We start from the raw sequence: 26,325 nt of genomic DNA, 5'->3' as shown, positions 1-26,325 counted from the left end.
GAGATGCGCCAGCATCTCAGCAGCTTCGTATTACATCGCGCCGACGATCCGGATGTCGGCGACACCGGCGGGCGCGCCCGCCGGTGCCTCGATCCTGACCCGCAGGCGCGAACCGATCACGTGTTTCACGTCAATGGTGCGCGTCTGCGCGGTATCGGCGGTAGCCGATTGATCGGCCACGGCGACCCACAATCCATTCTGGTCCTCTACTTCCGCGACAAAGCGATAATTGCCGGGCTGCGGGAAGGTGATTTCCAGCCTGCGGAACTGCAGGATCTTTTCCGGGCTGATCGAGACCCATGGCGCATCATCGCCTTCCCCTGCCATCCACCAGGTGCCCGGATCGCCGTCATTGACCAGCCGGGATGAGTGGCCGCTGGCGCTGGAACTCGCGCCGGTAGGGTTGTCCTGCCCGAATATGGCGTCGGGGAAGTACATGAATTCGGCGTCGGTTCGCCTGGCCTCGGCATAAGGCCGGTCGGGCGCCAGCGGAGTCACGCCGGGCACGAACGCGGGGCCGCCGGTCGTTTCGATGGTCAGCGTAGCATCCTTGAGGCCGGGCGAGCTCACGCGCAGGATGCTCTTGCCCGATTGCCAACTGCGCATCGTGATCGCCGCCTGCCCGTCGCGGATCGGGATGTCGCTGTCGGGTGCGAAGCGGATCGTGCGGCCGGTCGGGAGCTCGCCTGGGCCAGATTCAATGGAGAGCGTCACGGGCGGGCTGTTGCTGAGCGCGCGGCCGTGGGCATCGACCACGGTCACCACCAGATGCACATCGTCGGTGCCGTCGGCCCGCTCGATCACCGGGCTGCTCGAGGTCAGGCGCAGCCCGGCCGGCTTGCCTGCCTCGGGCCATTGCGGCGGCGCTATGCCGCGATAGGCGTTGCGGAACCAATAGTAGCTGCGCTTGGGCAGGCGCGAATAATCGACCACGCCCATCGACCCGAACCGGCGCCCGACGATCGAACCATGGTCGAACCCCGCCCAGACAGCTTCGCCCGAGCGCCACGGGAGCCGCCAGGAATATTCGACGCCTTTCGCGGCGCCGGGCGTGTTCACCAGATCGCCCCAGGGCGCCTCATAGGGGCCGGGGCGGTCGAACATGGGCGATCCATGCTCGGACACCACATTGGGGATGCCGGGATCGGGAAACAGCGCGGAGCCGTCGCCATTGTAGCCGGCGATGTCGCCGAGCTTGTCGATCTCGCCCCGCTGCGCGCCGCCGATCGCGGCAGGCCGCGTGGGATCGAGCTGGTGGCTCAGCGCGACCAGCTCCTTCAGGAAGCGACGCACCTCCGGCATGACTTCGCCCGCCGAGAAGAACGGTTCGTTGCTCATGCTCCAGACGATGACCGACGGATGATTGCGCGTGATGCGGATCATCTCGGTCAGCTGCTGTTTGACGCTATCCTCGAAGCCCGGCCTGTGCTTGGGATCGACCGGATAGGCGCTTGCCATCCACGTGCCGTCGGCTCCGAAGCCCCCGATGCCCCAAAATGGTGTTTCGGACCAGAACAACATGCCGATCCGGTCGGTCGCCCCGGCGAAGTGCGGATCGTGCGGGTAGTGCGAGCCCCGGATGAAATCGAAGCCCGCATCCTTCATCATCTGCACGTCGCGCTCCATGGCGCGGTTGGACACGGCATCCCCCCAGCCGGCCTGGTCCTGATGGACATTGGCGCCCTTGAAATAGCGGTGCTTGCCATTGAGGAAAAAGCCCCGGTCGGCGGTCCATTCGAACCAGCGGAAGCCGAAATCGGTCTCGTAGCGATCAACAGGCCGGCCGTTGGCGATCACCGTCGTCACCGCCTTGTAGAGGACGGGCGTTTCCGGGCTCCAGAGCGCCGGGGCGATGATCGGCCCGGAGCGCTGGCTCACCGTCGCGATGCCACCCGCCGCAAGCCGCTCCGCGCCGCCGTTCATCGTCGCGACGATCTTGTCGGCGGGATCGTGGATGTCAGTGCGCACGGACAAGGTCACAGGTCTCGTGCCATCGTTGCGCACTTCGGTATCGATCGCGACCCTGCCGCTCCGTTCGGACAGTTCGGGCGTTGTCACCTTGGTCCCGTACCAGGCGACATGTACCGGATCGGTCGTCACCAGCCAGACATCGCGATAAATGCCGCCTTGAAACACATGCTCACCCGCCCGCGGCGCAAGGGTGGGCCCCCAGAGATTGTTGACGCGCACCGCGATGCTGTTTTCGCCCGTCCTCACGGCTGCGGTGACGTCGACGGAAAAGCCGGTATAGCCGCCGCGATGGCGGCCGACCGGATTGCCGTTGACGAAGATTTCGGCGTCCTGGAATGCCCCTTCGAATTCAAGGAAGATCCGCCGGCCGCGCCATGCGCCCGGAACGGTCAGCTGTTTCCGGTACCAGCCATAGCCGGTGTAGAATTGAGACGCCTGAAAATAGGGTATGCCAAAGCTGTGCGGCAGGCCGACTGACTGCCAATCGGCATCGTCATATCCCGGTTCTCTTGCGCCCGGCGCATCGCCGAGGTGGAACCGCCAATCGGCGTTGAAATTGCTTCGTTCGCGCGCGACCGACGCCGAACGCTCCTCATCCGCGCGCGCGGCGGCTTGGCTTGGCGCGATCGCGGCAATGCCCAGCAGAGCTGCCGCCAGCACCATCAGCCACTTCATCCGTTGTTTCATCGAGCTCTCTGGTGCGGGAAGCAGGAACGCCGGCGTAAGCGGGCGCGGTTATCCAGAGTTTGGACGGCATTACTGAGCGGGCGCTTCTCGCTGGGTTTCGAGCAGCTGGGGATCGCTGGCCAATTTGTGGATGTAGGCGCGGCGCGCATCGGCGCCGCCCTTCATGTCGCTATATTCGTTGCGCTGATCTTCGGTCAGAACAATCTTGGCGTAGCCCCTGTTAACCATGCACCGGCGCACGACCTTGAACATCATTTCCTTGATCCGCGCATATTGCTCCTCCGGCTTGGCGGTGGCGATGACCGCCTGCTGCTCAGCGCCTTTGCGCGCGGCAATATCCAGACCATTGTGCACATAAACAGGACTGTCGTCCGACCGCCCCATTTGCCCGGCATCCAAGCTCAAGGCCGCCTGAGCGGAAGCGTCTATTGCCTCCAGCTGCTGTGACGCCCGCGCCAGCGTCTTCACTTCCTCGCTATTGTCGATGTTCACCGCCAGCCCCTGCATCCCGCATTCCAGTGCGTCGGCGCGATACTGGGTATAGTCGACATCGGCCTTGGCCCAGATAGTCTGCGGCGCTGCCACCTTTGCATCGGCACTGACGGCCGGCAAGCTCAGGAGCGCGACGCATGTCAGAAACTTCCAGTGAATTTTCAGAAAGCTGTTCACGATAATTTCCAGTCATGCTCGAAGGGCTGCGGCGTGACAGCATCGCCAACCGTGTGCCGCAAGGAAGGGATCGCCCAGAGTCCATATTATACAAGCGCCTTTTGGGGGGCCTTGCAGTGGCGATCGATGAAATCCTGATGTGAAGTGACTGCCTGCGCTGAACGCATGATCTCCTCGCGCCGCAATTTCAGACCCGTGCGGATCTGCTCCAGCGGATGGAAATCAGCCGCCACGGCGTAGCGCTCTGGAACGGCGCCGTTGCCCAACAGGATGGCGACCCAGCTCGGTTCCATATAGGATTCGGAATCTTCCAGGGCGACCTGGCCGCTGGCGTTCCAGACATCAAGCTTGTGCCGAAGGCTGTCGGGTATCTCTATGTTCCGGCACGCCGACCACAACGGTTCGGGACGGCGCGACAGATAATAGTGCGCGATGATGAAATCGCGGATGCGTTCGATCTCGCGTGTGGAGATCCGGTTATATTCGTCGCGTAGAACGGGATCGATAGTCCGTTGGGGGAAGTATTTAAGCAACTTCAAAACCCCCATGACGATCAACTGTATACCGGTCGACTCCAGGGGCTCAAGAAAGCTGGATGCAAAACCGATCCCTATGCAATTGCGGTTCCAGAATTGCTTGCGGTGCCCCGACGTAAAGCGAAACAGCCGTGGATCAGCCAGCGGTTCGCCGTCGATACTGCCCAGCAAGGTTTCGCGCGCCGCTTCGTCGCTCCATAAATCCGAATTATAGACCATGCCATTGCCGCTGCGATGTTGCAGCGGGATAGTCCAGCGCCAGCCTCCCGCGTGCGCGGTAGATCGGGTAAACGGCATGGGCTCGCCGGTGCGTCTTGATGGCACCGCGATGGCGCTGTTGCAAAGCAACCAGTGCGACCAGTCGACAAAAGGCGTGCCCAACGCATTTCCCAGCAGTGCGGATGCGAAACCCGTGCAGTCCAGGAAAAGATCGCCGGGAACCGTCTGGCCATCAGCAAGATGGATAGCGGTAATATTGCCGGACCCGCCATCCAGATCGAAGTGCGTCATCTTGCCTTCGATACGCCGCACCCCGAGTTCGGTTGCGACATCGCGCAGATAGCGGGCATAGAGTGAAGCATCAAAATGATAGGCGTAATGATAGCGCTCGTTATGGGGAGCGAAATTGTTGTTTTTCGCGACCGCGTAGGCAAAGGAATAATCGTCAATGGGACAATCTTCGCCTGATTGCCGCATTCTCAGCCAATAATGGTGGGTCGATATCCCCTCGACCGCATGGCCATAATCGCTGAATGCATGAAAATGCCGGTTTCGGGCAACGCCCCAGTCGCAGAACTCAATGCCGAGCTTGAACGTGCCTTGGGTTTTTCGGACAAAATCGAATTCATCAATCCCCAGCATGGCATTGCACTGCGTCAACAGCGGAACCGTGGCTTCCCCAACGCCAATGATCCCGATTTCCTCTGACTCGACGAGAGTGATGCGGGTTTGATGGCGATCAATTTTCTTGGCCAGCAGCGCGGCCGCTATCCACCCTGCGGCACCGCCACCCAGAATGACAATGTCCCGCAGATGACCATTATTCATTGATACGCCTCATCATGAACATGCCCGACATCATGTGTTGCTGAACAGGTCTGGGGCTATTGGGCGTTCGAAAATGAGAAGGGTGCCTCGTCGGGAAGCACCCTTCAATACTCAGACCGTCAGAATTTCACCCTTACAGACAGGTCGTAGCGCTGATCGCTGACGTTATAGTCATAAGGCTGCAAGACACCCGGTACAGGCTCCTGATAGGTTTTCGAAATCGTGTTGAGAATGTTGTTCGCGTTGAACGAGACGGAAACCTTCTCGCTCACCTTGTAGTCCAAACCCAGATCCAGATAGCCGGCTGCCGCAATCCACGCCGGAACCATGTTATATACCGGATAGGAATGATCCGCGTCAAAGTTGGTCCCGCTGGTGTTGAGCGTGTAGGGATTGCCGCCGTTCGTCGCAAAGGACAGCGGATTGACGTTGGTCGACAGCAACGCCTTGTCACGCCAGTTGTATGCTAGACGGACATTGACCCTGTCACGACTGTACAGCAGCTGGATATTGTAAGCCCATTTCGACAGGCCGGCATAGGGCAGGTTCGGGTAGGTTTGCGGAATCGTGCCATCCGGATTGAGGCCGCCACCCGGGCCGTTACCGAAGACGCTGTTGGCTTGCTGCGCAGGGTTTTTGCTGTCGATGAAGGTCAGATTGCCCTCGATCCCGAAGCCGCTGAGCCATCCCGGCAGCTTGTCGAAAAACGTGCGGCCGCCGATCTCAAAACCCTTGATAGTAGCTTTTTTCGGCGCCGTTCTGTTCTGCAGATAAAGCCAGGGAAGATCCAGCGTTACATCCGTCTCGACCGGATCATCCGGATCACCGTCAACAGCCACCGCCGGAATGGGCAGATTGTTCTGGATGAACGAGTAGAACTGCGGTTGATCCTTGATCTGCTTGGCGAACAGACCAAGGTAGACCAAGCTGGACGACGACGGATAAAATTCGAACGACAAATCCTGGCTGGTAATCATGGTCGGCTTCAGATTTGCGCCGCCGTCCCTGACCTGAACACCTGTGAGAATAGAGGGCGCCAGCGGGTTGGTGGGATTGGCGATCGTCCTGGCGCCGATGAAACCGCCCGCACGGATGTCGTTGAGATTCGGCGGAGCCGAAGACAGTGACGCCGCGCCACGAACGATGAACCTGTTGGTTACATCGAACTTGATGTTGAACGATGGTAGCACCCGCGTGTATTCATAGTTGCGGGTCTGCGTGGAATAAGCCGCTGTGAGCGAATAGAGCGTCGGGAATGTCGCGCCGGGCAAACCCTGCTGTGCGGCGAAATATGCATTACTGTCTGCCTCGCTCAGAGCGAGGTTTTCTGCGGTCGGCGTACTCAGAAGACCGCTCGCCCGCAGCTTGTCGTGGAATATACGAACGCCGATATTACCCGAGAATGGCGGAATAATTCCGATACGGTCGTGCGCGAACTTGACCTGAGCATAGGCAGCAATCGTGTTGATACGGCTCCGGGTCTCGTTCAGACCCTGATCGATATATTCCGTCCAATACTCATCTGCGGTTCCGCCCGGAATTTGACCATTGTAGGTCTGAAGCAAATGGTACCAGTCGTAGCTCTCCATGAGAGATCGGCTTGGTACAAACAATTGCGCGGGAACGGCAACCTTGCCGTCAAAGAAGTTGGGGAAGCTCGAAACCTCATAATCCGACTGCCGGACATGGGGATTGGTGAGAAACTGAATATTTCCCGGCCCCGCCGCAGCCCACTCCGGCCCTGACGGTTTCGACAGCCAGTTCTGACCCAATGGAGCAAAATAGGTTCCCACGAAATTGTCATGTTCGGTTCGTCTGGAGGCGCGAGCGCCGACGGTGATCGCGCGCAGGAAGCCATCGTCACTGACCCTGTATTCCAGATCGACGTTGCCGGCCAGCATGGTCCCCTTGTTATCGGGCTCATGATAGGCGAACCGGGAAAGATAGGCTGTCGACGCATTGAGCAAGTCGGCAGGAGAAAGGCCGGAAACCACAGGAAGCGATCCGGTCAGGTCGACGTCCATGGAGTCGATCGCCGGGTTGATCTGATTGAGGCCGACATTGAACTGCTTTCCGGTCATGCGGGAGTCGACATATTGCACGGCGCCGCGCACCGCCACCCGGTCACTGGGGGTCCAGACGAAGCTCTGCGAAATATCCAGCGTGGAATTCTTGCTGTGCGATATCGACGAACTGCTGCTGGGGTCCAGTGCTGCGGGAGCCGTACACTGCACCAGACGGGGACCGCCCGGCACGATCGGAGCGCTGCCATCCACCGACCAGTCCCACTGAAGTGTCGATGCAGGCGCGCCGTAGGTGGCGCCGCAATCCATCAGATATTGGGAGGGGAACCAGTCGCCGATACCGAAAGTCGTGTTCTCGAACGGCAGCGACTTACCGGTAGACGCGACCGTCAGCGTCCCCTTCCGAAAGGCGCCATTGGCATCATATTCAACCGGACTGCCCGCCGCAGGCATAAGTGCAACCGTCGGACGTGGGTCCCGGCCCACCGAACCGTTGGTTCCGTAGCTGTCCGCGGTGTATTGCGAGAAGAATAGGGTGTTGGTCAGCGTCAGGTTCGAAGACGGCCTCCACTGAATGGCCTGGTAGGCGCCAAGGCGATCGCGCCTGCTCCGATTATAATCCCACTGAATCGAACCGGGAACGAAGGCGAGCCCGTCATCGCGTACAGAGGTCGGCACATATTGGGCAAACATGGCGCCTACCTGCAGCTTGCTGCTCTGCTGGTGCAGACGGCTGTAGGCAAGATCCCACAGCACGCCGATTTCGCCGATTCCCGTGTCGAACCGCTTGGAGAACATGGCGGAAATGTTGGGAGAGCCCTTCGCGACCTGGCTGCCGTAACTGCCGCCCAGGGTGACGTTGAACTGCCTTTCCTTGAAATCGAACGGCACATGCGTGCGAAGATCGACCAGCGACGCGCCACCTTCGATCATGTCGGCGCGCGACGCCTTGTAGACGTCCACCCCTGCCATCAACTCGGGCGTGACTTCGTTCCAGCTGATGGCGCTTGCGCCGTTGGCGCTAAACAATTGCCGCCCGTTGAGCGTGCTCGAATTGAAGGGAAGACCGCGCACGGTAATGCCGGTGCCTTCGATCTGGAATGCGGTGTTACCGCCGTTTGTTCCGGTGAAACGTGAGATCGAGACACCCGATACGCGCTGAAGAACCTCGGTAATCGAATTGTCGGGAAGCCTGCCGGCCTCGTCCGCCGTCACCGAGTCGACGATCGTATCGGCGTCTCTTTTGATGTTGATCGCGGTTTCGAGCGCTTTGCGGCGAGCCGTTACGATGATGGCCTCATCGTCCTTCTTGGCGGCGGATGCCGCTTCGGGCTCAGCATCTTGTGCATAGGCGGGCGACGTCAACCCAGCGCCACATATTGCGAGCGCAACGCAACTGACCCCCGCCGAAAATTTTATTGCAAACATTTCCGGCCACCTCTCCCAGAATGATATTTCCCCGTCCGTCTTTTCGCGGATGGAACTTTAATCTGTCCATTTGTCTGATTAGTCAAGCAGAATGTGGTAGCGATAACATAACTATTGGCCGATGAAAAATCCGCTGGCCTATCGCGGCTGGTGACGCACCAGGCCTCCCGTCCAGATCGGTCGGGACCATAAGGATCAGAATGGTTGAGCCGACGGCCGCCCCACGATCACTCCTCGGCCGTGCGGCGCAATATAAAGGAGGCCCGGTTCGACCATATCGCCTGCAATTGCACGCAATTCGCCATATTGATGGGCATCGTCATTGATCCGCACCCAGCTCGCAGCCTCGTCATCCGATCGCCACAAACCTTCTACGCCCTTGACCTTGCCCCACAGGAAAATGGCGGGATAGCCATTTTTGGTCGTCGCGGCGCCGAACGATATCAACCAAGATTCATCCACATTGCCTATCTGGTCCATCTTCGACTTACTGTCGGGTGAATGGAAGAGGCCCAACGAGGTTGCCAGCCACAGGTCTCGGCCGCGACTCGGCACCACGGCCAGTTGGGCGCCCTGCCAGGGCTCGAGCTTTGGCAGCCCATCGACGAGCACGTTAAATTGCGCACCGCCGTCGCCGCTTGCCAGTATGCGCGAGGTGGACCGGTCAAATACGTAAAAGATGCCGTCATACACCTTGTCGGCAATAGGTTGCAGGTTTTGCCCGTCGTCAACCGGCCACCCGGAAGACCGTTGCCAACTCATTCCGCCATCCGTCGAATAATGGGCTCCGTCCTTTTCCGGCGCCCAGACGAGTGCTGTTCCGCGGGCCGAGATTGCGATCCTGCCGGGACCACGCCACCCTTCACCTCCTGTCGGCCTCTTGTAGGGGGTCGAAGCGAATGATTCCCAACTCGCGCCACCATCGCGTGAACGGAAACCGTTGTTCGGTGAATTGGCGGTGGTCCGAACCAAGATCTCGGGCCTCAATCCTGCATAGTCGATACTGAAGTTATTCTCCTTATTGGGTGTGAAGAGGCGTGCCGATGGCGAATGGGCGAGGTCATCCCAAGCCGCGCCCGCGACATCGCCCATCGCGGACATCACCCTGGCGCCGCGGGTGGGTGACACCAGCTGCAAGCTTACTGTCTCTTCGAGATTGTGGACCGCAAAGTCGAAATCGACTGTCTGGTCGCTCTTGGCTGAGGTAAAATTGCGGCTCATCCAGATGCCGAAGCCTGTGCCATAGATCATCTCTTCGGCATCGAATGGATTGAATTTCAGGTCTGAAATCCAGTGTCCCATGTCGTCTTTGCCATTGAGGTAATTGACCAGCCAGGGATAGCCTTCCGATAGATGGCGCGCTTTATCCTGCAACCCGGTCCAAGATTGACCGCCATCGTGAGACACATAGATGTCGTCGCCCGGATGCCAACGGTCCAACGTCGATACCGCGACGATGCCATCGCGGGACACATCGATCCCGGAGAAGCCTCCGGACGCATCGGGCGAGGGGCCTTTTGGTGTGACGTCCCGCCATTGGCCGCCTTTGGCATCGCGTTTCCAAACGGCCCCGTTCACGGCATGGCCGGGATTGACCGCGGCTTGCCCGTCGCTCTTCGCAAAAGCGACGTACATTGATCCATCGGGCGCAAAGGCAAGGCGCTGCGGCACCATCTCAGGAAGGCCGGCGACAGCCGCAAAGGATTGACCGCCGTCCCGGCTGTGCACAAGAGCGCCCGCGCCATCGGCTGTGCCCGCCCACAAGGACGAGGGATCGGAAGGGTCGGCCGCGATCAGGCTAAACGAACGTTGAGACGCACGAGATCGACTGAAGCTACGTCCTCCGTCGGTGCTCATCCACAACCCATCTTCGTTCGAACCGTAATAGAGGACGTCTGGATTGTGCGGGTCGACGGCCAGGCGCTCGCCGCTGCCGCGCCCGTCGGCATTGCCGCCTACATGGATTGGCAGTTCGGTAATTTGCCAAGTTCCTCCACGATCATTTGAGCGCAGAATCGCACCCTTGCGCGACCATTGATTGAGATAAAGCCCGCAGGCGGCATAGACCTTGTCAGGATTTGCGGGATCGATCGCGATGCCGAGCACACCCATAAGATCGCCGTCTCGACGGCTTAGATGGTCCAGCAGTGGAAGCCAACGCTTGGCCGCATAGTCATACCGGTAAAGGCCTCCGATGTCGGTTCGCGCATAGAGAATGCCTTGTTCGCGCGGATGATAGACGAAGCCGTCGACAAAGCCGCCGCCGCCGAAGGGTAGCGTATGCCATGTATAGGGCGCGGCCTGTGGCGCCATCGAAGGACGGGCGGAAAGCGGCTGGTTGGGAAACAGCAGGCAACACCCCAGCAGCGCCATTGCTGACCTGCGGCTGCAACGCCGGATTTTCATAGCATCTCTCCCATTCTCGTTCGTCGCTCAGTTGGTGCCGGGTCGTTGGATTCATCAGCCGAATTGCTGCTCCAGGATTCGGTCTTCGCGCGGCTCGGCAAGAATCCTGGCGTCGGTGGGCGCGGCCACGGACGGCCGCCTGGTTCGCCGGATACTGGACTGAACCCTGGGTGTTTCGACGAAAGGCCGTGCCTTTACTTTATGGGCATCGAGAATCCGGTCGCTGGCAAGTCCGCTGCATTGTAGAGATTCACAATGGGACTGGCCTGCCAGAGATAGCGAACCTCCCGCGCATCGGGATCCACCGGCAACAGGATGGTTTCGCCGTCCAGTTCGCCGTTTACAAATCGGCAGCTGGCCGCGGCATTGCACAGTTCAAATCCGATTGCCGACCCGCCACCTACCAGCTTGAGCGGGCCATGGGCGAAGCGAACCGCGATGCCCTTTGCTGTCCGCGCAACCGAAATCGGCGCTGGTCCGCGATCTTCGACGTCCTCGCCAAGGGCGATGTGCCGGGCCGCCAAGGCAAGCCGCTTGCCGACGTCCTGCTTGTTGGTGGGATGAATGTCACCGACCTGGCCGATGTCGACGGCACTCGCCATGCCGACCTGCGGATCGGCATCCGCGACGCGGCGCTGGACATCACGCAATTGCCCCCAGTTGTCGTTCGACGGGACAGAGGCAAGCGGCCCGAAATTGGCGAGCTGGACCATCAGGAAGGGCTTTGTGTCGAATCGCTTGCGCCAGTCAGCAATCAGCAGGGGCATGAGTTCGGCATACCCGTTGGCGTCGCTCACATTGGCCTCACCCTGATACCAGGCAAAGCCCGTCAGGGGATAGCCGCGCAGCGGCGCGATCATGCCGTTGAAAAGCGTTGTACGGCCGGCGCCGCCGGTCCACGGCACGCTGGGCGGCACCTCGCCATTCTTGAGCGTCCGTCCCTTGGCGAAGGTCCAGTCGGAAAGCGGCAGGACCGTGCCGTCACCTAGGGTGAGCGTACGCGCCGCCTCACTGACCAGGCCGCCACCGCCACCCGTGTCGACGACCATCACGTCGATGATGTTCTCACCGGCCTTCAACGCGCCGGCGGGCACCTCATAATCCCGCTTCTTCTGCCAGCCCTGGTCAGCGCCCACGATCTTGCCGTTGATCCGCGTGACGTCGATGTCGTCGACCGCTCCGATCACGATACGCGCGGGCTTTCCGGCCTGCGCCGCGGTCAGTTTCACACGGGCGCGGTAATAACCGATTCCGTCGAAGGTCGCGAGCGCGGGGTCACCCCATTGTTCCCACATCTGCTTGTTCGGCACCGTGCGCCAGACCGCCTTGGCGGGCGCGGTGGCGTCGCCGCCCAACCACTGCTGCAACAGCTTTGCCCAGGTGCTGGCGGCGTTACCCGGATCGCGGGCATATTGGTCCATCAGCGCAAGGTCAGCCCGATAACGCGGCAGCGTCTGCAGCGCGTCGCGGCTGATCCATTCTTCGATCGGCGACCCTCCCCAGCTTGCCGCGATCAGACCGATCGGAATCTTCTGCCTGTCCTGGAGTTCACGACCCATGATATAGCAGGCGGCAGAGAAGTCGGCTGCGCTCTCCGGTGCCGAACGCTGCCAAGCGGCCGGAGCCGAGAAACGCTGCTGGGGCGTCGTGCTTGATTGGCGCGGCACATTCAGAAGCCGCAGCATCGGACGGGTGGAGTAAGGCACCTCAAACATGGCATTGGTTGCATAGCGCAGTGCGAACTCCATGTTGGACTGGCCCGAGCAGAGCCAGACATCGCCGACCATGATGTCATCGAGCCGCTGCTCCTCGCCGCCGCTGCTAACCTTCATGACATAGGGACCACCCGCTTCTCGGCGGGGCAGGGTCACCTGCCATCGGCCCTTGCTGTCCGCTTTGGCGGTATGCGCTTCACCGTCGAAAGTGACGCCGATGTTGCTTCCCGGCTCTGCGGTACCGCTGACCGGGATTTCCCGGCCGCGCTGGAAGACGGCGTGGGAGGTATAGGCCGGGTCAAGAATGAGCGGCGCTGAATTTGCAGCAGCAGGCAGCGCCGCCAGAAGGAGTGCCGGAACGATTTTCATGGTGTGCCTTTCATTCAGAAAGCTTCTGCAGGCGGGCGCACCTCCGGCCGTGTGAAACGGCCCATCGGCGTCCCATATCCTCTTCCTCTACGGTCTTCTATGGTAGCGTTACCAACAACGCTTATCCGCACGCAAGCGGAAATTGGAAGGAGATGTCCGAATGCGACTTTACCGAGCAGGATGCGCGCGACACCGTCAACAAGGGCGCTCTCCATGCAATGCTCATGTTCTGGCCCAAGAGCAGGCTGCACATCGCGTCGCTCGGGTTTCGTGCTCTCCGGTTCGACGATCGCAAAGGCCGAGATCGTCGGCGGCGGTAAATTCTCGTGGAAACAAGAGGATGACGCGCTGGTGCTGAACCTGCCTGCAGCCAAGCCGGGCCAGATGGTGCCAGTCATCCGCTTGCGCGGGGAGGGGCTGGTCAGCAGGGCCTGGGTTCAGGTTTTCAGGATGATATGAAAATGAACAGAGCCGGGTGCGATGCTGTTGCGCTCGGCTTCTTTATTGTACGCCTCTATGTGAAGCGCGCGGGATGTCGCCGAAGCGACACCCCGTCAGTGCCGTTCCTCAGGGCTTGCGGACTGTGATGGCGGTTCCATCATAGACGAGCGAGGTTGCCCCGTTCTCCGCGAAGTCGATCGGCCGCGCCGTAGCCTTGTCATAAAAACGGACGGAAAGGGCCTGCTTGAAAGTCATGCCGTCATGGCCGCCTTCGCGCTTGCCGATGGTCAGCTCGCCCTTGGCTTCATTCCACTGGATGGGAATGCGGGTAAATTCGCCGCGCTTGTATCTCTCGCTGGTGCCATCGTCCTCATAGAGCGAGAAACTGCCGTCAGCGCCGGTGAACACGTGCAGCACGATGGGGCCATCGGGTTCCTCGCGGGTGTACTCGATCTGCGGCCCGGTCGGCACGATCGAACCGGCGCGCACGAACAGCGGCATGCGTTCATAGGGCGCATCAGCGATGATTTCCTGCCCGCCCTTGTGATAGGCGCCGCTGTTGAAATCATACCAGTTGGCGCCGGCGGGCAGATATACCTTGCGGCTGCGAGCCTTGAACTCGGTGACTGGCGCGACCAGGAAGGCTCCGCCGAACATATACTGATCGTTGATGTTGCGGACCTTGAGGTCGGCGGGGAAATCCATGACCATGCCGCGCATGATCGTGCCGTCCTTCTGCCATGTGTCGCCCGCGAGCGTGTAGATATAGGGCATCAGCCGGTACCGCAGCTTCAGGTACCATTCCATGGAAGAATACATGGGCGAACCTTCGGGCGCGATCTCATAGATCTCGCGCTTGGGGGTCTCACCATGGCTGCGGAAGAGCGGGGAGAAGGCGCCGAACTGGAACCACCGCAGGTTGAGTTCGCGCCATTCGTCAATATGCGCGGGGTCCTGGTTCGTGTAGCGATCCTCAAGCGCGAAGCCGCCTATGTCGTGCGTCCAGTTGGGGATGCCCGACATCGAAAGATTGACCCCCGCCGAGATCTGATCCTTGAGATCGTCCCAGCGGGACACGACGTCGCCGGACCAGACCGCCGTTCCCGCGCGCTGGGTGCCGCCGAAGCCGGAGCGCGAAAGGATGAACGGGCGCACGTCGGGCTTCGACGCCAACTGGTGCTGATACACGCCTTCGCTATGCGCCAGCGGGTAGCTGTTGAAGAAGGCTTCACCCGGGCCTTTCGCTGTCGGACCCATGCGGTAGGCGCGCTCCTCGATCGAGATGTTCGAGTGGGAATCCGGCTCATCGGCGTCGAGCCACCAGGCATCGAAGCCCATGTCGCCCAAATTCTCGCGGATCTGCCGCCAGTAAATGTCCTGCGCTTTGGGATTATAGGGGTCGTAGTAGGCGCTGGCATAGCCCGGTCCCACCCAGTCGCGGTACATCTTTGAAATATAGTACGGGTCCTTGGGTTCGCCGGGGCGCTGCTCGACCATGCGCCGGTAGATGCCGCCGACCTTGTCGAGTTCCTTGTAATTGTCCGTGGTAGGATAGAATTTCGGCCAGACCGAAATCATGATCTGCGCGTTGAGGGCGTGGACCTCGTCGACCATGCCCTTGGCATCGGGAAAGCGCGCCTTGTCGAAGCAATGGCACCCCCAGTTTGGATCCTCCCAATAGCGCCAGTCGAGGACGATATTGTCGAGCGGTAGGTTGCGGCGGCGAAACTCACGCACGACGCCGAGCAGTTCTTCCTGCGTTTCGTAGCGCTGGCGGCTCTGCCAGAAGCCATAGGCCCATTCCGGCAGCATCACCGACTTGCCGGTGAGCCTGCGATAGCCAGAGATCGCGCCGTCCATGTTCTTGCCAGCGGTCACATAATAATCGACCGCGCGTCCCAGGTCGGATGCAAAGGAGAGCGAGTAACGATCCGCGTCGGGGATCGGATCGTTGTGGTCGAGCGCTATATAGCCCGCATTGGGGTTCCACTCGACACGGATATCGACGGACTTGCCCGCTGTCATCGGTATATCGAAGTTATTATACCAGGGGTTCCAGTTCTGCCGCCAACGCTCCAGCACCTCCTTCCCGTCGACAAACACCTTCACATAGCTCGACGAATAAAGGCGGAAACGGTGGAGGCCGCTCTTGTCGGGAGTGACCTTGCCGGTCCAGATCACCCGCTGCGTCTGGACCGCGTTGCCGGCAGTATTCTGTCCGGCGGTCGAGGCGACGGTCTGTGCCCTGGCGGCATCCGGCCAGCGCATGCTGTCGCGGATATACTGGTAATTGATGACCTGCTCACTCTGCGTGACGGCAAGCTTGTCGCCCAGATAATATTGCGCGGTCCAGCCGGGCTTGCCGTCGGTTCCGGTGACCTTCAGGCCATTTCCTTTGCTGCCAGCCAGGGCATAGGGTTTGGGATTGCCGAAGCGGGTGATCGAAGTGTTGTTCCAGAGCAGGCCGTAATTGCGGGTCGAAACGACGAACGGAACCGCGATGTCCATATTGTGCTGGGCAAGTTCGACATCCTCGCCGCGATAGTTCATCTGCCCGTTCTGGTGCTGGCCAAGGCCGTAGAAGGCTTCATCCGTGCCGCGGTTGAACTGCTGGCGAACGCCGAAAAATTTCTGACCCTCAACCGTCTTTGGTTCGAACGCTGCGCGTGACGATTCACTGAGAATGGCCTTGCCACTGCCGTCCAGGAAGCTGACCTTGCCGCTGGTCAGGTTGACACGTGCCGTCGCAGAGGGGAGCTTTAGCGTGACCGTGCCCTTGTTCACGCTGATGACCGGGTTGCCGTCCGGTTTTGCCGTGACCATCAAGCCATCGGGCGCGGTCTCGAAATTCTCGTCTGGAATGGCGGTGACGCGGAAGGCTTCATCCCCGAAGGCAAGAATGCGAACCCGTTTGGCCGGGCCGTCGTCGGGCGAGACGATGATCCCGTGGTCGACCTTCTGGAAACTGCCCGCGAGTGCGGCGGTGCTTGACGTTGCAAGCAGCGCGCACAAGGCGAGACGGGAAAGCGTTTTCATGATCCTGCTCCGGTTTTTCAATTGGGGTTGCCGACGGGGATGGGCGGCGTGCCCTTGTAGGTGGCGAGGGTGACCCGAAGCACTTGCTCGCGGTCAGTGAAATTCAGGCCATAGTCGATGGAATCGCCGTTCCACACGCGGCGGAAGACCCATTTGCCTTTGTCGAAATAGCCTTCCTCCACCCGCAGCAGCATCATCGATTCCAGCGGCGCGGGCTTGCCCAGTCCGAAATAGACGCGGGAGTGGAAACCGGTGACCAGGAACTCGTTTTCGCCCAGCTGAGCCACCGCCACGCCGCCCGAAGGCTCCGGATTACCGGTGGGCTTGTCGCTACCGAATTGCCACTGACCGAAGGTGACGGTCATGCTGTACTTGCCCATGGCGATATACTGCGTGTGCTCGGCCTTGGGGTCGGTCGGTTCGGCGACGCCCCAAGTCTTGCCCTGGGCCGCCCATGCCGCCCATTCGCACTGCATGGGAGCGAACAGGCGATAATTGCGCGCGAACACTTCCATCGTCCCGTCGTCGAGCGTCTTGGCGCCGAGCGGGTAGTTGTAATAGCCCGTATAATCCATCCCGAAGGGGGCAAAGCCGATCGCCCCCTTGCCGACGGTCGGGAAAAAGAAGCGGGCGAAGTCCTTGCTGTTGCCGGTTTCCGGCACGAACAGCGCATTGTCGGGCCGGTCATAATAGCCGAGATAGGCCATGTAGTCCGAGTGATCGTGCGCGTAGATGTCCGGCGCGACGATATCGATCGCCGGGGCCGCGGCCTTGTATATGTCAATGACATGATGCACCGGACCGCCGCTGGCATAGGTCGTGGCCGGCTGGCGGCCGAACGCCGAGGCCAGCGCAGCGTTCATATACATGGGCAGGGGTTTAACCGCCTTGCCGGCAGCGGCGATCTCATTGGTATAGCTGGCTATCGACCAGGCGTGGAAATATTCGTCGGCATCTGGCCCGAACACATCCCGCCACGTGCCGGGCTTTTTCTTCATCTGCTTGAGCAGGGGCGCGGGAACGGGGCCGTCGAAAAGCTTCTGCGCCACAGGAGAGAAGTCCCTCACGCTGCCGTAGGTCCCTACCTCATTTTCCGGTTGCACCATGATAACGGTGTTCTGCGGGTCGTTATTCTTTAGATATTCCATCAGCTTGACGAAGGCGTGCTTGTCCGCTTCCAACGTTGTGCGATAGTGCGGCGAGAGCGCGTAGTGGACTTCGCCCTTGGCGTTGATCATGCGCGGAAAGCGTTTCTGGTCCAGCTTCACCCATGCCGGCGCATAGCTTGGCGCCGTGTTTTTCCAGGTACCGAACCACAACAGCACCAGATGCAGTTTGCGTTCCCGCGCCTGCGGCAACAGGGCGTCAAGAAAGGAGAAATCGAACTTGCCCTCTTCGGGCTCGATCTGTTCCCAGCCGACGGGTACTTCGACCGTGTTGGCGTGCATCTTCTCGATCGCGGGCCAGACCTCGGGGAGCATCGCCGGGTAGTTGGCGCTGTTGTTGACCTGCGCGCCCAGCATCAGGAAGGGTTTGCCATCGACGATCAGAGCATGCTGACCGCCCCGGTTCTCAAGGCGCGGAAGCGAATTGTCTTCGGCTGCCGCCGGAGCGGCCATCATCGACAAGGCGGCGAATGGCAGCAGCCAGCGGGTCAATCGATGCACGGCAATTCTCCGTCGCTGCTTTTACGGCTTGGCCGGGCAGATGCTGCCGGGCGCTTGCGTTGCGAGGCCAATTTCCGCGAAGGAGACCGTCAGGGGTCCCGTCGCGGACAGCGCCCATACCGGTCGAAGATGCGCCATGTCCGCACCGATTTCGGCGAAGCATTTCAACGGAATGCGCACCGTCCGCCAGCCTTCGCCGCTCTTGAAGATATCGGTTGCATCGACGGCGGCCCCACCCATCGCAAGGCTTACCCGGCTGGTGGTTGACGCATCGACGCGATAGGTCATCTGCAGCATCATTTCGGCGCTGGATTCGAAGCGCAGGTCGACGGCCTCGCCATCAATGCTCGCCCGAGCGGTTTCGCCCGCTTTCCAGTCAAGCTGCATTGCGCCTTCCTGCCTGCTCGGCGAATCAACCGGACGCTTGGTAATGCCGGTGTTGACGGCCAGCGAAAACGGGGTGTGCACCCGTCCATCGGCAAAATAGCGGCTCTTGTTGGCGGGCGTTGCATCGATGCCCGCAACTTCGCTCAGTTGGCCCACCGCGCCGGGTTTGGCATAGCTCAGCCCGTAATCGAGTGCGAACAGCGGATCGTAACCGGGCTGTCCCTTGTTGAGAGTGAACTGGGCGGCGGTCTTGGGCCAGCTGAAGGACAGGCGGCCCGTAAAGTCGTTCCTGGGCTTTCCCTGAGCGTCGCCGATCAGGACGTCGGCGATGCCGCCGCCCTCGCTGCCGGGGAGCCAGGCCGCGACGAAGGCGTCAGACTGGTTGAGTTCGGGATTGACCCACATCGGACGGCCCGACAGGAACACCGACACCACGGGAATTCCGGCCGCTTTCAGCTTCCTGAGCAATGCGAGCGATTGTTTGTCGCCTGCCTCGAACTCAAGGCTGCGAAGATCGCCAAGGCCCTCGGCATAGGGCTTCTCACCGAACACGACGATGGCAAGGTCCGGCTTCTGCGTGAAGCTCCCGTCAACGCTCAGGGTCGCACCGCCGCCACCAGCCTTCATCGCTTCGGCGATGCCCGCATAGATGGATTGGGCGTTGGGGAAGTCGGCATTCGTATTGCCATCTCCCTGCCAGGAAAGAGACCAGCCGCCCGACTGCTGCGAGATATTGTCCGCCGCGCTGCCAGCGACCATGATGCGGGCCGAAGCCTTTACCGGCAACACGCCTTCATTCTTCAGCAGGACCAGCGACTTGCGCACCGCCTCGCGGGCGATCGCCCGGTGCGCTGGCGAACCGATGACATCGGTGCGGCTTTCAAACGGACGGGCGGGGTTGAACAGGCCGGCCTTGAACTTGACGCGCAGAATACGGCGCACCGCATCGTCCACCCGCGCCATCGGGATCACGCCGTCGCGAACCTGTTTCACCGTGTTTTCGAAAAGGCCCTTCCAGCTGTCGGGCGCCATTGCCATGTCGAGACCGGCATTGAAGGTTGCCGGGCAGTCCGTGGCCGTGCAGCCGGGTATTTGCGCATGACCGTTCCAGTCGCCGATGATGAACCCGTCAAAGCCCATGCGTTCCTTGAGCACGCCGGTCAGCAAGCTCTTGTTGCCATGCATCTTGACGCCCTGCCAGCTGTTGAAGCTCGCCATGATCGTGCGGGTGCCGGCATTGATGGCGGGTGGGTAGCCTGCGGCATGAACGGCGATCAGTTCGCCTTCCGGAACGTCTGTATTGCCCTGGTCGGTGCCGTTGGTGGTGCCGCCGTCACCCAGGAAATGCTTGGCGCTGGCCGACACATAGCCGTTCTGAAGCTTGCCCTTTCCGGGTGCACCCTGCAGGCCTTGGATCATTCTGGCCGAATAGGAGCGGACAAGTTCGGGGTCTTCGGAATAGCCCTCATAGGTCCGGCCCCACCGGTCGTTCCTGGGGACCGCCAGAGTCGGAGCGAACGCCCAGTCGATGCCGGCCGCGGCAGTTTCCCGCGCTGTAGCCTGGCCGATCTTCTGTATCAGGTCGGGGTCGTGCGCGGCTCCGAGCGCGCTGTTGTGAGGGAACAGGGTCGCGCCGACGACATTATTGTTGCCGTGCACCGCGTCGATCCCGAACATGATCGGGATCGATATATGGCCTGGCCGCTTTTCCATCGCCACGGCGTTGAAGGCGCGGACCGTCTCGATCCACGGCCCGGCGGGTGACCGGTCAGGCGCATTCACGGGCGGCGAACTGCCTCCCGCCAGGATCGAGCCCAACGGATAGGTGCGGAGTTCCTCCGGTTTGATCGAAGCCGTGTCAGCCTGGATCATCTGCCCTATCTTTTCCTCAAGCGACATGCGGTTTAGCAGGGCGTTGACCCGGGCCTCGGTTTTCGGATCGATCAGGCCCTGACTCTTTGCTCTTGGCCACAAAGCAGGATGAGCAATTCCCCGCTGGGTCGGCTGCGCGGCGGCGGGCATCGCCAGAACGACCAAAGAGATGACAGCTATGGAAGCGCCGCACAGGGCGGTTTGCACGCGTTTTGCCGACATCTCACCCACTCTCCCTCAAAAACCTCTTCTTCAATTCCAATTACTCATACATATTAAATGGGAGCGCTATCAACCCCCAAATCGGCGTTGGTTTGCGTTTGGTGCGACTCCCGGCAGCGCGCTGGCCAAATTGTATCGTGAACGATAGAATACCGAGCATGGCGAATGATAATGGATCGGGACGCGCGTCGAGGCGCGGTCGTGGGGCGGTAACGGTCAGCGAAGTCGCTGCGCGGGCAGGTGTCTCGCCGATGACCGTGTCGCGCGTCATCAATGGCGGGAAGAATGTCCGGTCGGCAACGCGCGAAGTAGTGGAGACGGCGATCACTGACCTTGGCTTTTCGCCCAATCTGGCAGCCCGGCGGCTGGCGGCCGGTGAGAATCGGCGGGTCGGGCTGCTCTATAGCAACCCCAGCGCCGCTTATTTAAGCGAATTTCTCGTCGGCAGCCTGGACGAGGCACGCCGGAGCGATGTCCAATTAATCGTCGAAAAATGCGATGTCGGGAGCGAAGTCGCCGCCGCTCGACATTTACTTGAAAGCCGCATCGACGGACTGATCCTGCCCCCCCCCCTGTGCAACTCTCGGGAATTGGTCGACCTTGTGCGCAAGGAACGGATCCCTGCTGTCGCCGTTGCTTCGGGTCGGCCCATAGAGGGCATTTCATCGGTGAATATTGACGACTTCGACGCTGCGCGCGCGATGACCGACTATATTCTGTCGCTTGGACACAGGCGCATCGGCTTTATCGAGGGAAGCCCGGATCAGGCCGCAAGCGGTCGTCGACGCGAAGGCTATATCGCGGCTCTCGCGGGGGCGGGGATCGACGAAGATCCCATGTTGATCGCGCCAGGCCTGTTTACCTATCGATCGGGTCTTGTCGCCGCCGAACGCCTGCTCGACCTTGCCGAGCCTCCGACAGCGATTTTTGCCAGCAATGACGATATGGCGGCCGCAACCGTTGCGGCAGCGCATCGCAGGGCAATCGACGTGCCCCGCCAACTCACCGTTTGCGGATTCGATGATACTGCTCTCGCCACGACCATCTGGCCGGAACTGACTACGATCCGCCAGCCGATTGCGGACATGTCATGCGCGGCGCTCCGAATGCTGATGGCGGACATTGAATCGCGCAATGGTGGCGAACCGCTCGAACAGCGTGAAATTGTCGATTTCACGCTGATTCCTCGCGAGACGACCGCACCTCTGCAATAGCAGGTGTGTGCGGCGAATGCGGCAAGCTGGCGCCCGTTGACCTTGCCGGCCCGGTCGCCTCCGCACTTATTTCGTAACCGTCCTCATCCTGTTGACCGCTGCAGGGTCTTTCACCGCTTCCCATATTCCGGGATTCAGAAAAATCACGGCACCCCGATATATCGAGATCAGCCGTTGTCGGAACACCGACCGGCAAGCCCTCTGGCACATTGGGTGCGACCCGCGTCGGGCATAGTCTCTGACCCTCTTCTGAAGGTCCGCTTGATCTTGCGACGGCATGGTCGCTTTGCCCCAGTGGACATCGCTATCGCTTCATGATAGCGATAACATGCGTCTCGATTAACGGCGGCGTAGCGATCGGCTATCGCTCTATTCGCGGTCGCCCGATTGAATGCGACAAGAATGTCGGTGAGACGGGTTTTGGGAGATAGTTAGTCGCCATGTCCGGCTGCATCGCCAATTTCATGGCTCGGCGGTCAAAAGCGCGGCTGGTCCTCTTGGTGATCGTTTCCGGCCTCTGGGCCGAGGGGCCGACTTTGGCAGCGGAGCGCGGCAGGACGCCAATCGACAGCGTCTGGACTTTCCAACGCGCAGACGCTGCGGGCGCCGGGTCATCCGATTATGACGACCCAAGCTGGTCTCGCGTCACATTGCCCAACAGCTTCAATGGCGGAGATGGCGATGACGGCGGAGACTATTATCGAGGCCCCGCCTGGTATCGGACGCATGTGACGATGCCGGCGAAGACGCCGGATCGCCGTTACTTCCTCGAATTTGACGGGGCGGCGTTGGCGACCGATCTATGGGTCAACGGGCGCCGGATCGGCCGACACGAAGGGGGTTATGCCCGTTTCCGCTTCGATGTTACAAATGCGCTGCAAGTCGGCCGTAACAGCATTGCCGTCCGCGTCGATAACAGCCATCTGTCGCACATTGCTCCGCTGGGCGGGGACTTCACAATTTTCGGGGGACTATATCGCCGCGTCTGGCTGGTAACGGCAGACGCGCTGCATTTCGACATGATGGATGACGGTGGCCCTGGCATCTATGTCTCCACGCCGAAGGTTACGGCGGACGCCGCCTTGATTCGCGCGCGTCTGCGTCTTTCGAACGACACTAAGGCTGACGCCCGTGTGCGTTATCAGATCAGCCTCCATGACGCAGAGGGGCGGGCGGTCGCTCGGTCCTCAGATCGCGCTAGGCTGCTTCCAGGCCACACAAGCGAAGTGACCGCTAAATTGGCCCTGGCGAACCCGCACCTGTGGAATAGCATTGCCGATCCTTATCTTTACAAGGTCGTAGTTACGCTGTCTGATGCGAAGGCTAGGTTGCGCGACCGCGTCGAGCTGCCGCTCGGCATCCGTTCGATCGACGTGACGGCTGACAAGGGGCTTTTGCTGAACGGCAAGCCCTATCGCCTGCGCGGCGTGAACTATTTCCACGCCCAAAGACCCGGACGCGGAACTGCCGTTACCGACGAGGAAATATCGGAGGATATGCGGATCATTGCCGACATGGGCACGACAGCAGTTCGGTTTGTGCATTACCAACATCCGCAGCGTGCTTATGAAGAGGCGGACCGTATGGGCCTTCTGGTATGGACGGAAATTCCCCTGAACGGCGTGATCGACAAAGGCGAGGCGTTCGAGCAAAATATCGCTCAGCAGATGCGAGAATTGATTGCGCAGAATGCCCATCATCCCTCCGTTGCGGTCTGGGGACTTGGCAATGAGGTCTATGAGGTAAGCGATGACGTGCTGCGGGTCCTGCGCCGCGCTGAGGAAACGGTCCGCGCCGCCGATTCGACCCGTCCGACGAGCTACGCGCATTGCTGTCAGAATGATGACAACCCAAAGGCGCTGGTCGCCGATATCAGCGCCTTCAACCGCTATTTCGGCTGGTATCCCGACCAGAAGGGCTCGCTGGGCGAATGGGCGCGGAAATTCCATGAGCGCTTCCCGGAGCGTGCCTTCGCCGTCGGCGAATATGGCGCGGGCGGCGGCATCCGCGCACAGGAAAGCGATCCCGCCCCGCCGGTGACGACGAGCGCCTGGCATCCCGAACAATATCAGACGCTTTATCATGAACAGAATTGGCGAGAGATCAGGGATCTGCCATTTCTGTGGGGTTCGTTCATATGGGTCGCCTTCGACCTAGCCTCGGATGGGCGTCGTGAAGGGGATCGCGATGGCATCAACGACAAGGGGCTTGTGACCTATGACCGCTCCGTCCGCAAGGACGCCTATTATTGGTATCAGGCCAACTGGTCCAAGCGGCCGATGCTGCACCTGACCGAGCGCCGCCATGATTATCGGACGCAAGCTCGGGTGACCATTCGGGCCTACAGCAATCAACCTGCGGTTCGCCTGACGGTGAATGGCCGCGCGCTCCCCGAAATGCCAGTGATAGATCATGTAGCGGCCTGGACCGACGTGACCCTGGCGCCTGGAAGCAACCGGATCGAGCTGTCTTCGGGGGACCTGCGCGACGAGTCTGTCTGGACCTACGATCCGAACGCCCCGCTCCTCAGCCTGCCGCCTGGGACGGTCAGTCCTCCGGCGGAATGACCGCTAACGAGAGGCGGTGCGTTACTGCGCGGCCCGCGTTAACCCCGGCAGATACGCAGTTCGGAAGTGCTGCCGCCGGGCTGGAAGGGCGGGGCGGCCGCAATCGGCCTGGTTTAGTCGATGGGCTTGATATGGATGACAGTGCCGCCACCCGCGCTCATCTGGACGGACAGCGTATCGCGGCCGGTGACCTGCTGCGTCGTGCGATCCACATCATTGGGGGAGGCGCCATCCTGCCAGATCGTCGCTTCAAAGCGTCCGGGTCCAAGCAGGGATAGCGGGATATCCACGTTCCGAGCCATTTCGTTCGTCATTGCCCCGATATACCAGTCCTTCCCCTTGCGGCGGGCGAGAACGATATGGCTCTCCGGCGTTCCCTCAATGAAGCGGGTTTCGTCCCAGGCGGTCGGCACCTGCTTGATGAAGTCAAAGCCGTTGGCATTCACATAGGCTTCGGGCGCATCAGACACCATCTGCAGCGGACTGTCATAAATCACATACTGGGCTAGCGCCTGGCCGCGCGTATGCAGGGTCGTCGGCATGGAGCCGTCTGCGGGGCCGGCGGCCTTCGCGCCGTTGCGGAAACCGCCGGGCGTATAATCCATCGGCCCCAGCAGCATCCGCGTGTAGGCAAGCTTCACATTGTGCGTGGGGGTTACGCGGCCCCAGCCGAACTTGTTCCATTCGGCGCCCATCACGCCTTCCTGCGTGATGTAATTGGGGTAGGTGCGTTGAAGCCCGGAAGGCGGGAAGGCGCCGTGCATGTTGAGCAGCAAGTGCCGTTTTGCCGTCGCTTCCGCCGCGCGCACATAGAAATCGACCATCTGCTGGTCGTCGCGTTCCATGAAATCGACCTTCACGCCCTTGATGCCCCAGCGCTGGTAGATGTCGAGCGCCTCGTCCATGCGCGGATCGAGATGGGCCCAATGCGTCCAGAGCAACAGGTCCACGCCCTTGCCTTTGGCATATTGCACCAGGCCAGGGATATCGATGCCGGGTTCGGCGCGGGTGATATCCGTATCCGGGTTCGGTTCAACCCCGCAGCACTCGCCAGAATTATACGCCCAGCCGGCGTCGACCATGAAATAACGGAAGCCGGATTGCGCTGCGAAGTCGATGAAGCGACGATAACGCTCCATGCTCGGTTTTTCGGAGGTGGACGGGCCTGACCACCAGTCCCACGCCGCCTTGCCCGGCTTCACCCAGGAGAAATCGCCAGTGGCCTGCCGCGACAGATTGCCGATGAGGGGCGAGGCAATCAGGTCGCCCGCGCGGTCGCCTGCCATGATGATGCGCCATGCGCTGTGCAGTCCATCGGGGGACTGGACCGCAACATCCGGGCGATCCTTGGGCGAAAACAGGTGGACGTTCACGCCGCCCTCGATCGGCTTCAGCGCGGAGCTTGCATAGCCCTCGATCCCCGACTGCGCCAAGGCGAAATGGGTCCGCCCGGAAATTGTCGCGCAGAGCATGGGCAGATCATAGAGCTTGGTCCGATCGAGTGCCGCGATCTTCACCCAATTCCATGCCAGTTCGTGCGAGCTGGCGAATTCGGTCACCTCGCAGCGCGTGTCGCCGGTCATGCGAAAGCCGGTTTTTTCTCCCGCGACGGCAACCGGCTTGCCGTCCGGCAGGACGTAACGGAAGGCCACGCCCTCATTATAGGCGCGCGCCTCGATCGACAGGGTCCGCCCGCTCGCCCCGGCTTCGCGAAAGCGGATGACGGCGCCGTTATAGTGATCCTGGGCTTCGCTCGCCTTCGTGGCGGTAAGCGGGATGGTGCGATTGACCGCCTGTTCCTGCACACCGACCAGCTTCAGGTCCGAAAAATCCGGCTCGTTCGCCATGTCCAAACCGAGCGGCGCATCCCTCAGGATGATTTCACCCTTGCGGGTCACTGAATAGCTTTTGCCGTCAGGCGCAACACTGATGACAATGCTTTGATCGGGTGACGCAACCGCGACGGGCGCAGCCGCCGCTGCCAGCAAGATAGAGATCACTGCCAGTTTCCTTTCCTTATTCGCGTATAATTGCCGCCATGCGCTTTTGGCGGCGAAGGGCTTTGAC

Annotated in this window: 13 protein-coding genes; 3 read left to right on the top strand and 10 right to left on the bottom strand. The window is 60.8% G+C overall.

Annotated features, from left to right (window positions below):
- Window positions 1–30 precede the first annotated feature (30 nt).
- From J3E64_RS04700 to J3E64_RS04675, 6 genes are all read right to left on the bottom strand, one after another.
- Window positions 31–2,646, bottom strand: a complete 2,616-nt coding sequence (locus tag J3E64_RS04700) for a glycoside hydrolase family 2 TIM barrel-domain containing protein (RefSeq protein WP_253340362.1) — start codon at window positions 2,644–2,646, stop codon at window positions 31–33.
- Window positions 2,647–2,727: 81 nt separating this feature from the next.
- Entirely contained in the window at window positions 2,728–3,327 is a 600-nt protein-coding gene (locus J3E64_RS04695) for a hypothetical protein (RefSeq protein ID WP_253340360.1), read from the bottom strand.
- Window positions 3,328–3,413: 86 nt separating this feature from the next.
- Window positions 3,414–4,910, bottom strand: a complete 1,497-nt coding sequence (locus J3E64_RS04690) for a tryptophan halogenase family protein (protein WP_253340358.1) — start codon at window positions 4,908–4,910, stop codon at window positions 3,414–3,416.
- A 119-nt stretch (window positions 4,911–5,029) separates the two neighbouring features.
- Window positions 5,030–8,299 carry a TonB-dependent receptor gene (locus J3E64_RS04685; protein WP_253340356.1) on the bottom strand — a complete coding sequence of 1,090 codons (3,270 nt, stop codon included), beginning with the start codon at window positions 8,297–8,299 and terminating at the stop codon, window positions 5,030–5,032.
- Between the two features lie 258 nt (window positions 8,300–8,557).
- Entirely contained in the window at window positions 8,558–10,768 is a 2,211-nt protein-coding gene (locus J3E64_RS04680) for a hypothetical protein (protein WP_253340354.1), read from the bottom strand.
- A 194-nt stretch (window positions 10,769–10,962) separates the two neighbouring features.
- Window positions 10,963–12,852 (bottom strand): sialate O-acetylesterase, encoded by a 1,890-nt coding sequence (locus J3E64_RS04675; protein WP_253340352.1) that lies wholly within the window; start codon window positions 12,850–12,852, stop codon window positions 10,963–10,965.
- Between the two features lie 270 nt (window positions 12,853–13,122).
- Between J3E64_RS04675 and J3E64_RS04670 the strand changes: the two genes are divergently transcribed.
- Window positions 13,123–13,311 (top strand): hypothetical protein, encoded by a 189-nt coding sequence (locus tag J3E64_RS04670; protein ID WP_253340350.1) that lies wholly within the window; start codon window positions 13,123–13,125, stop codon window positions 13,309–13,311.
- A 108-nt stretch (window positions 13,312–13,419) separates the two neighbouring features.
- Here the strand turns inward: J3E64_RS04670 and J3E64_RS04665 are convergent, their stop codons facing one another.
- Genes J3E64_RS04665 through J3E64_RS04655 form a run of 3 tightly spaced genes read right to left on the bottom strand, consistent with a single transcriptional unit; the run spans window position 13,420 to window position 20,405 of the window.
- Window positions 13,420–16,329 (bottom strand): TIM-barrel domain-containing protein, encoded by a 2,910-nt coding sequence (locus J3E64_RS04665; RefSeq protein ID WP_253340348.1) that lies wholly within the window; start codon window positions 16,327–16,329, stop codon window positions 13,420–13,422.
- A 17-nt stretch (window positions 16,330–16,346) separates the two neighbouring features.
- Window positions 16,347–17,996 carry a DUF5597 domain-containing protein gene (locus tag J3E64_RS04660; RefSeq protein ID WP_253340346.1) on the bottom strand — a complete coding sequence of 550 codons (1,650 nt, stop codon included), beginning with the start codon at window positions 17,994–17,996 and terminating at the stop codon, window positions 16,347–16,349.
- A 21-nt stretch (window positions 17,997–18,017) separates the two neighbouring features.
- The gene (locus J3E64_RS04655; RefSeq protein ID WP_301287145.1) at window positions 18,018–20,405 is read right to left on the bottom strand and encodes a glycoside hydrolase family 3 protein; all 2,388 of its coding nucleotides are present in this window, start codon (window positions 20,403–20,405) and stop codon (window positions 18,018–18,020) included.
- A gap of 230 nt (window positions 20,406–20,635) precedes the next feature.
- On the opposite strand from J3E64_RS04655, the gene J3E64_RS04650 reads away from it, so the two are divergent.
- Together J3E64_RS04650 and J3E64_RS04645 are read left to right on the top strand one after the other, a co-directional pair.
- The gene (locus J3E64_RS04650; RefSeq protein WP_253340976.1) at window positions 20,636–21,691 is read left to right on the top strand and encodes a LacI family DNA-binding transcriptional regulator; all 1,056 of its coding nucleotides are present in this window, start codon (window positions 20,636–20,638) and stop codon (window positions 21,689–21,691) included.
- Between the two features lie 440 nt (window positions 21,692–22,131).
- The gene (locus J3E64_RS04645) at window positions 22,132–24,258 is read left to right on the top strand and encodes a glycoside hydrolase family 2 protein (RefSeq protein ID WP_253340342.1); all 2,127 of its coding nucleotides are present in this window, start codon (window positions 22,132–22,134) and stop codon (window positions 24,256–24,258) included.
- 113 nt (window positions 24,259–24,371) lie between these two features.
- Here J3E64_RS04645 and J3E64_RS04640 read toward each other — a convergent pair whose 3' ends face one another.
- Window positions 24,372–26,258, bottom strand: coding sequence for a glycoside hydrolase family 97 protein (locus J3E64_RS04640; protein WP_253340340.1), 1,887 nt, complete (start codon window positions 26,256–26,258; stop codon window positions 24,372–24,374).
- Between the last annotated feature and the right edge of the window lie 67 nt (window positions 26,259–26,325).

Origin of the sequence: Sphingobium sp. OAS761, from assembly GCF_024168485.1 — a bacterium.
Lineage (GTDB): Bacteria > Pseudomonadota > Alphaproteobacteria > Sphingomonadales > Sphingomonadaceae > Sphingobium.
Note: the sequence above shows the minus strand (reverse complement) of the source record. Positions and strands in the feature narration are given on the sequence as shown.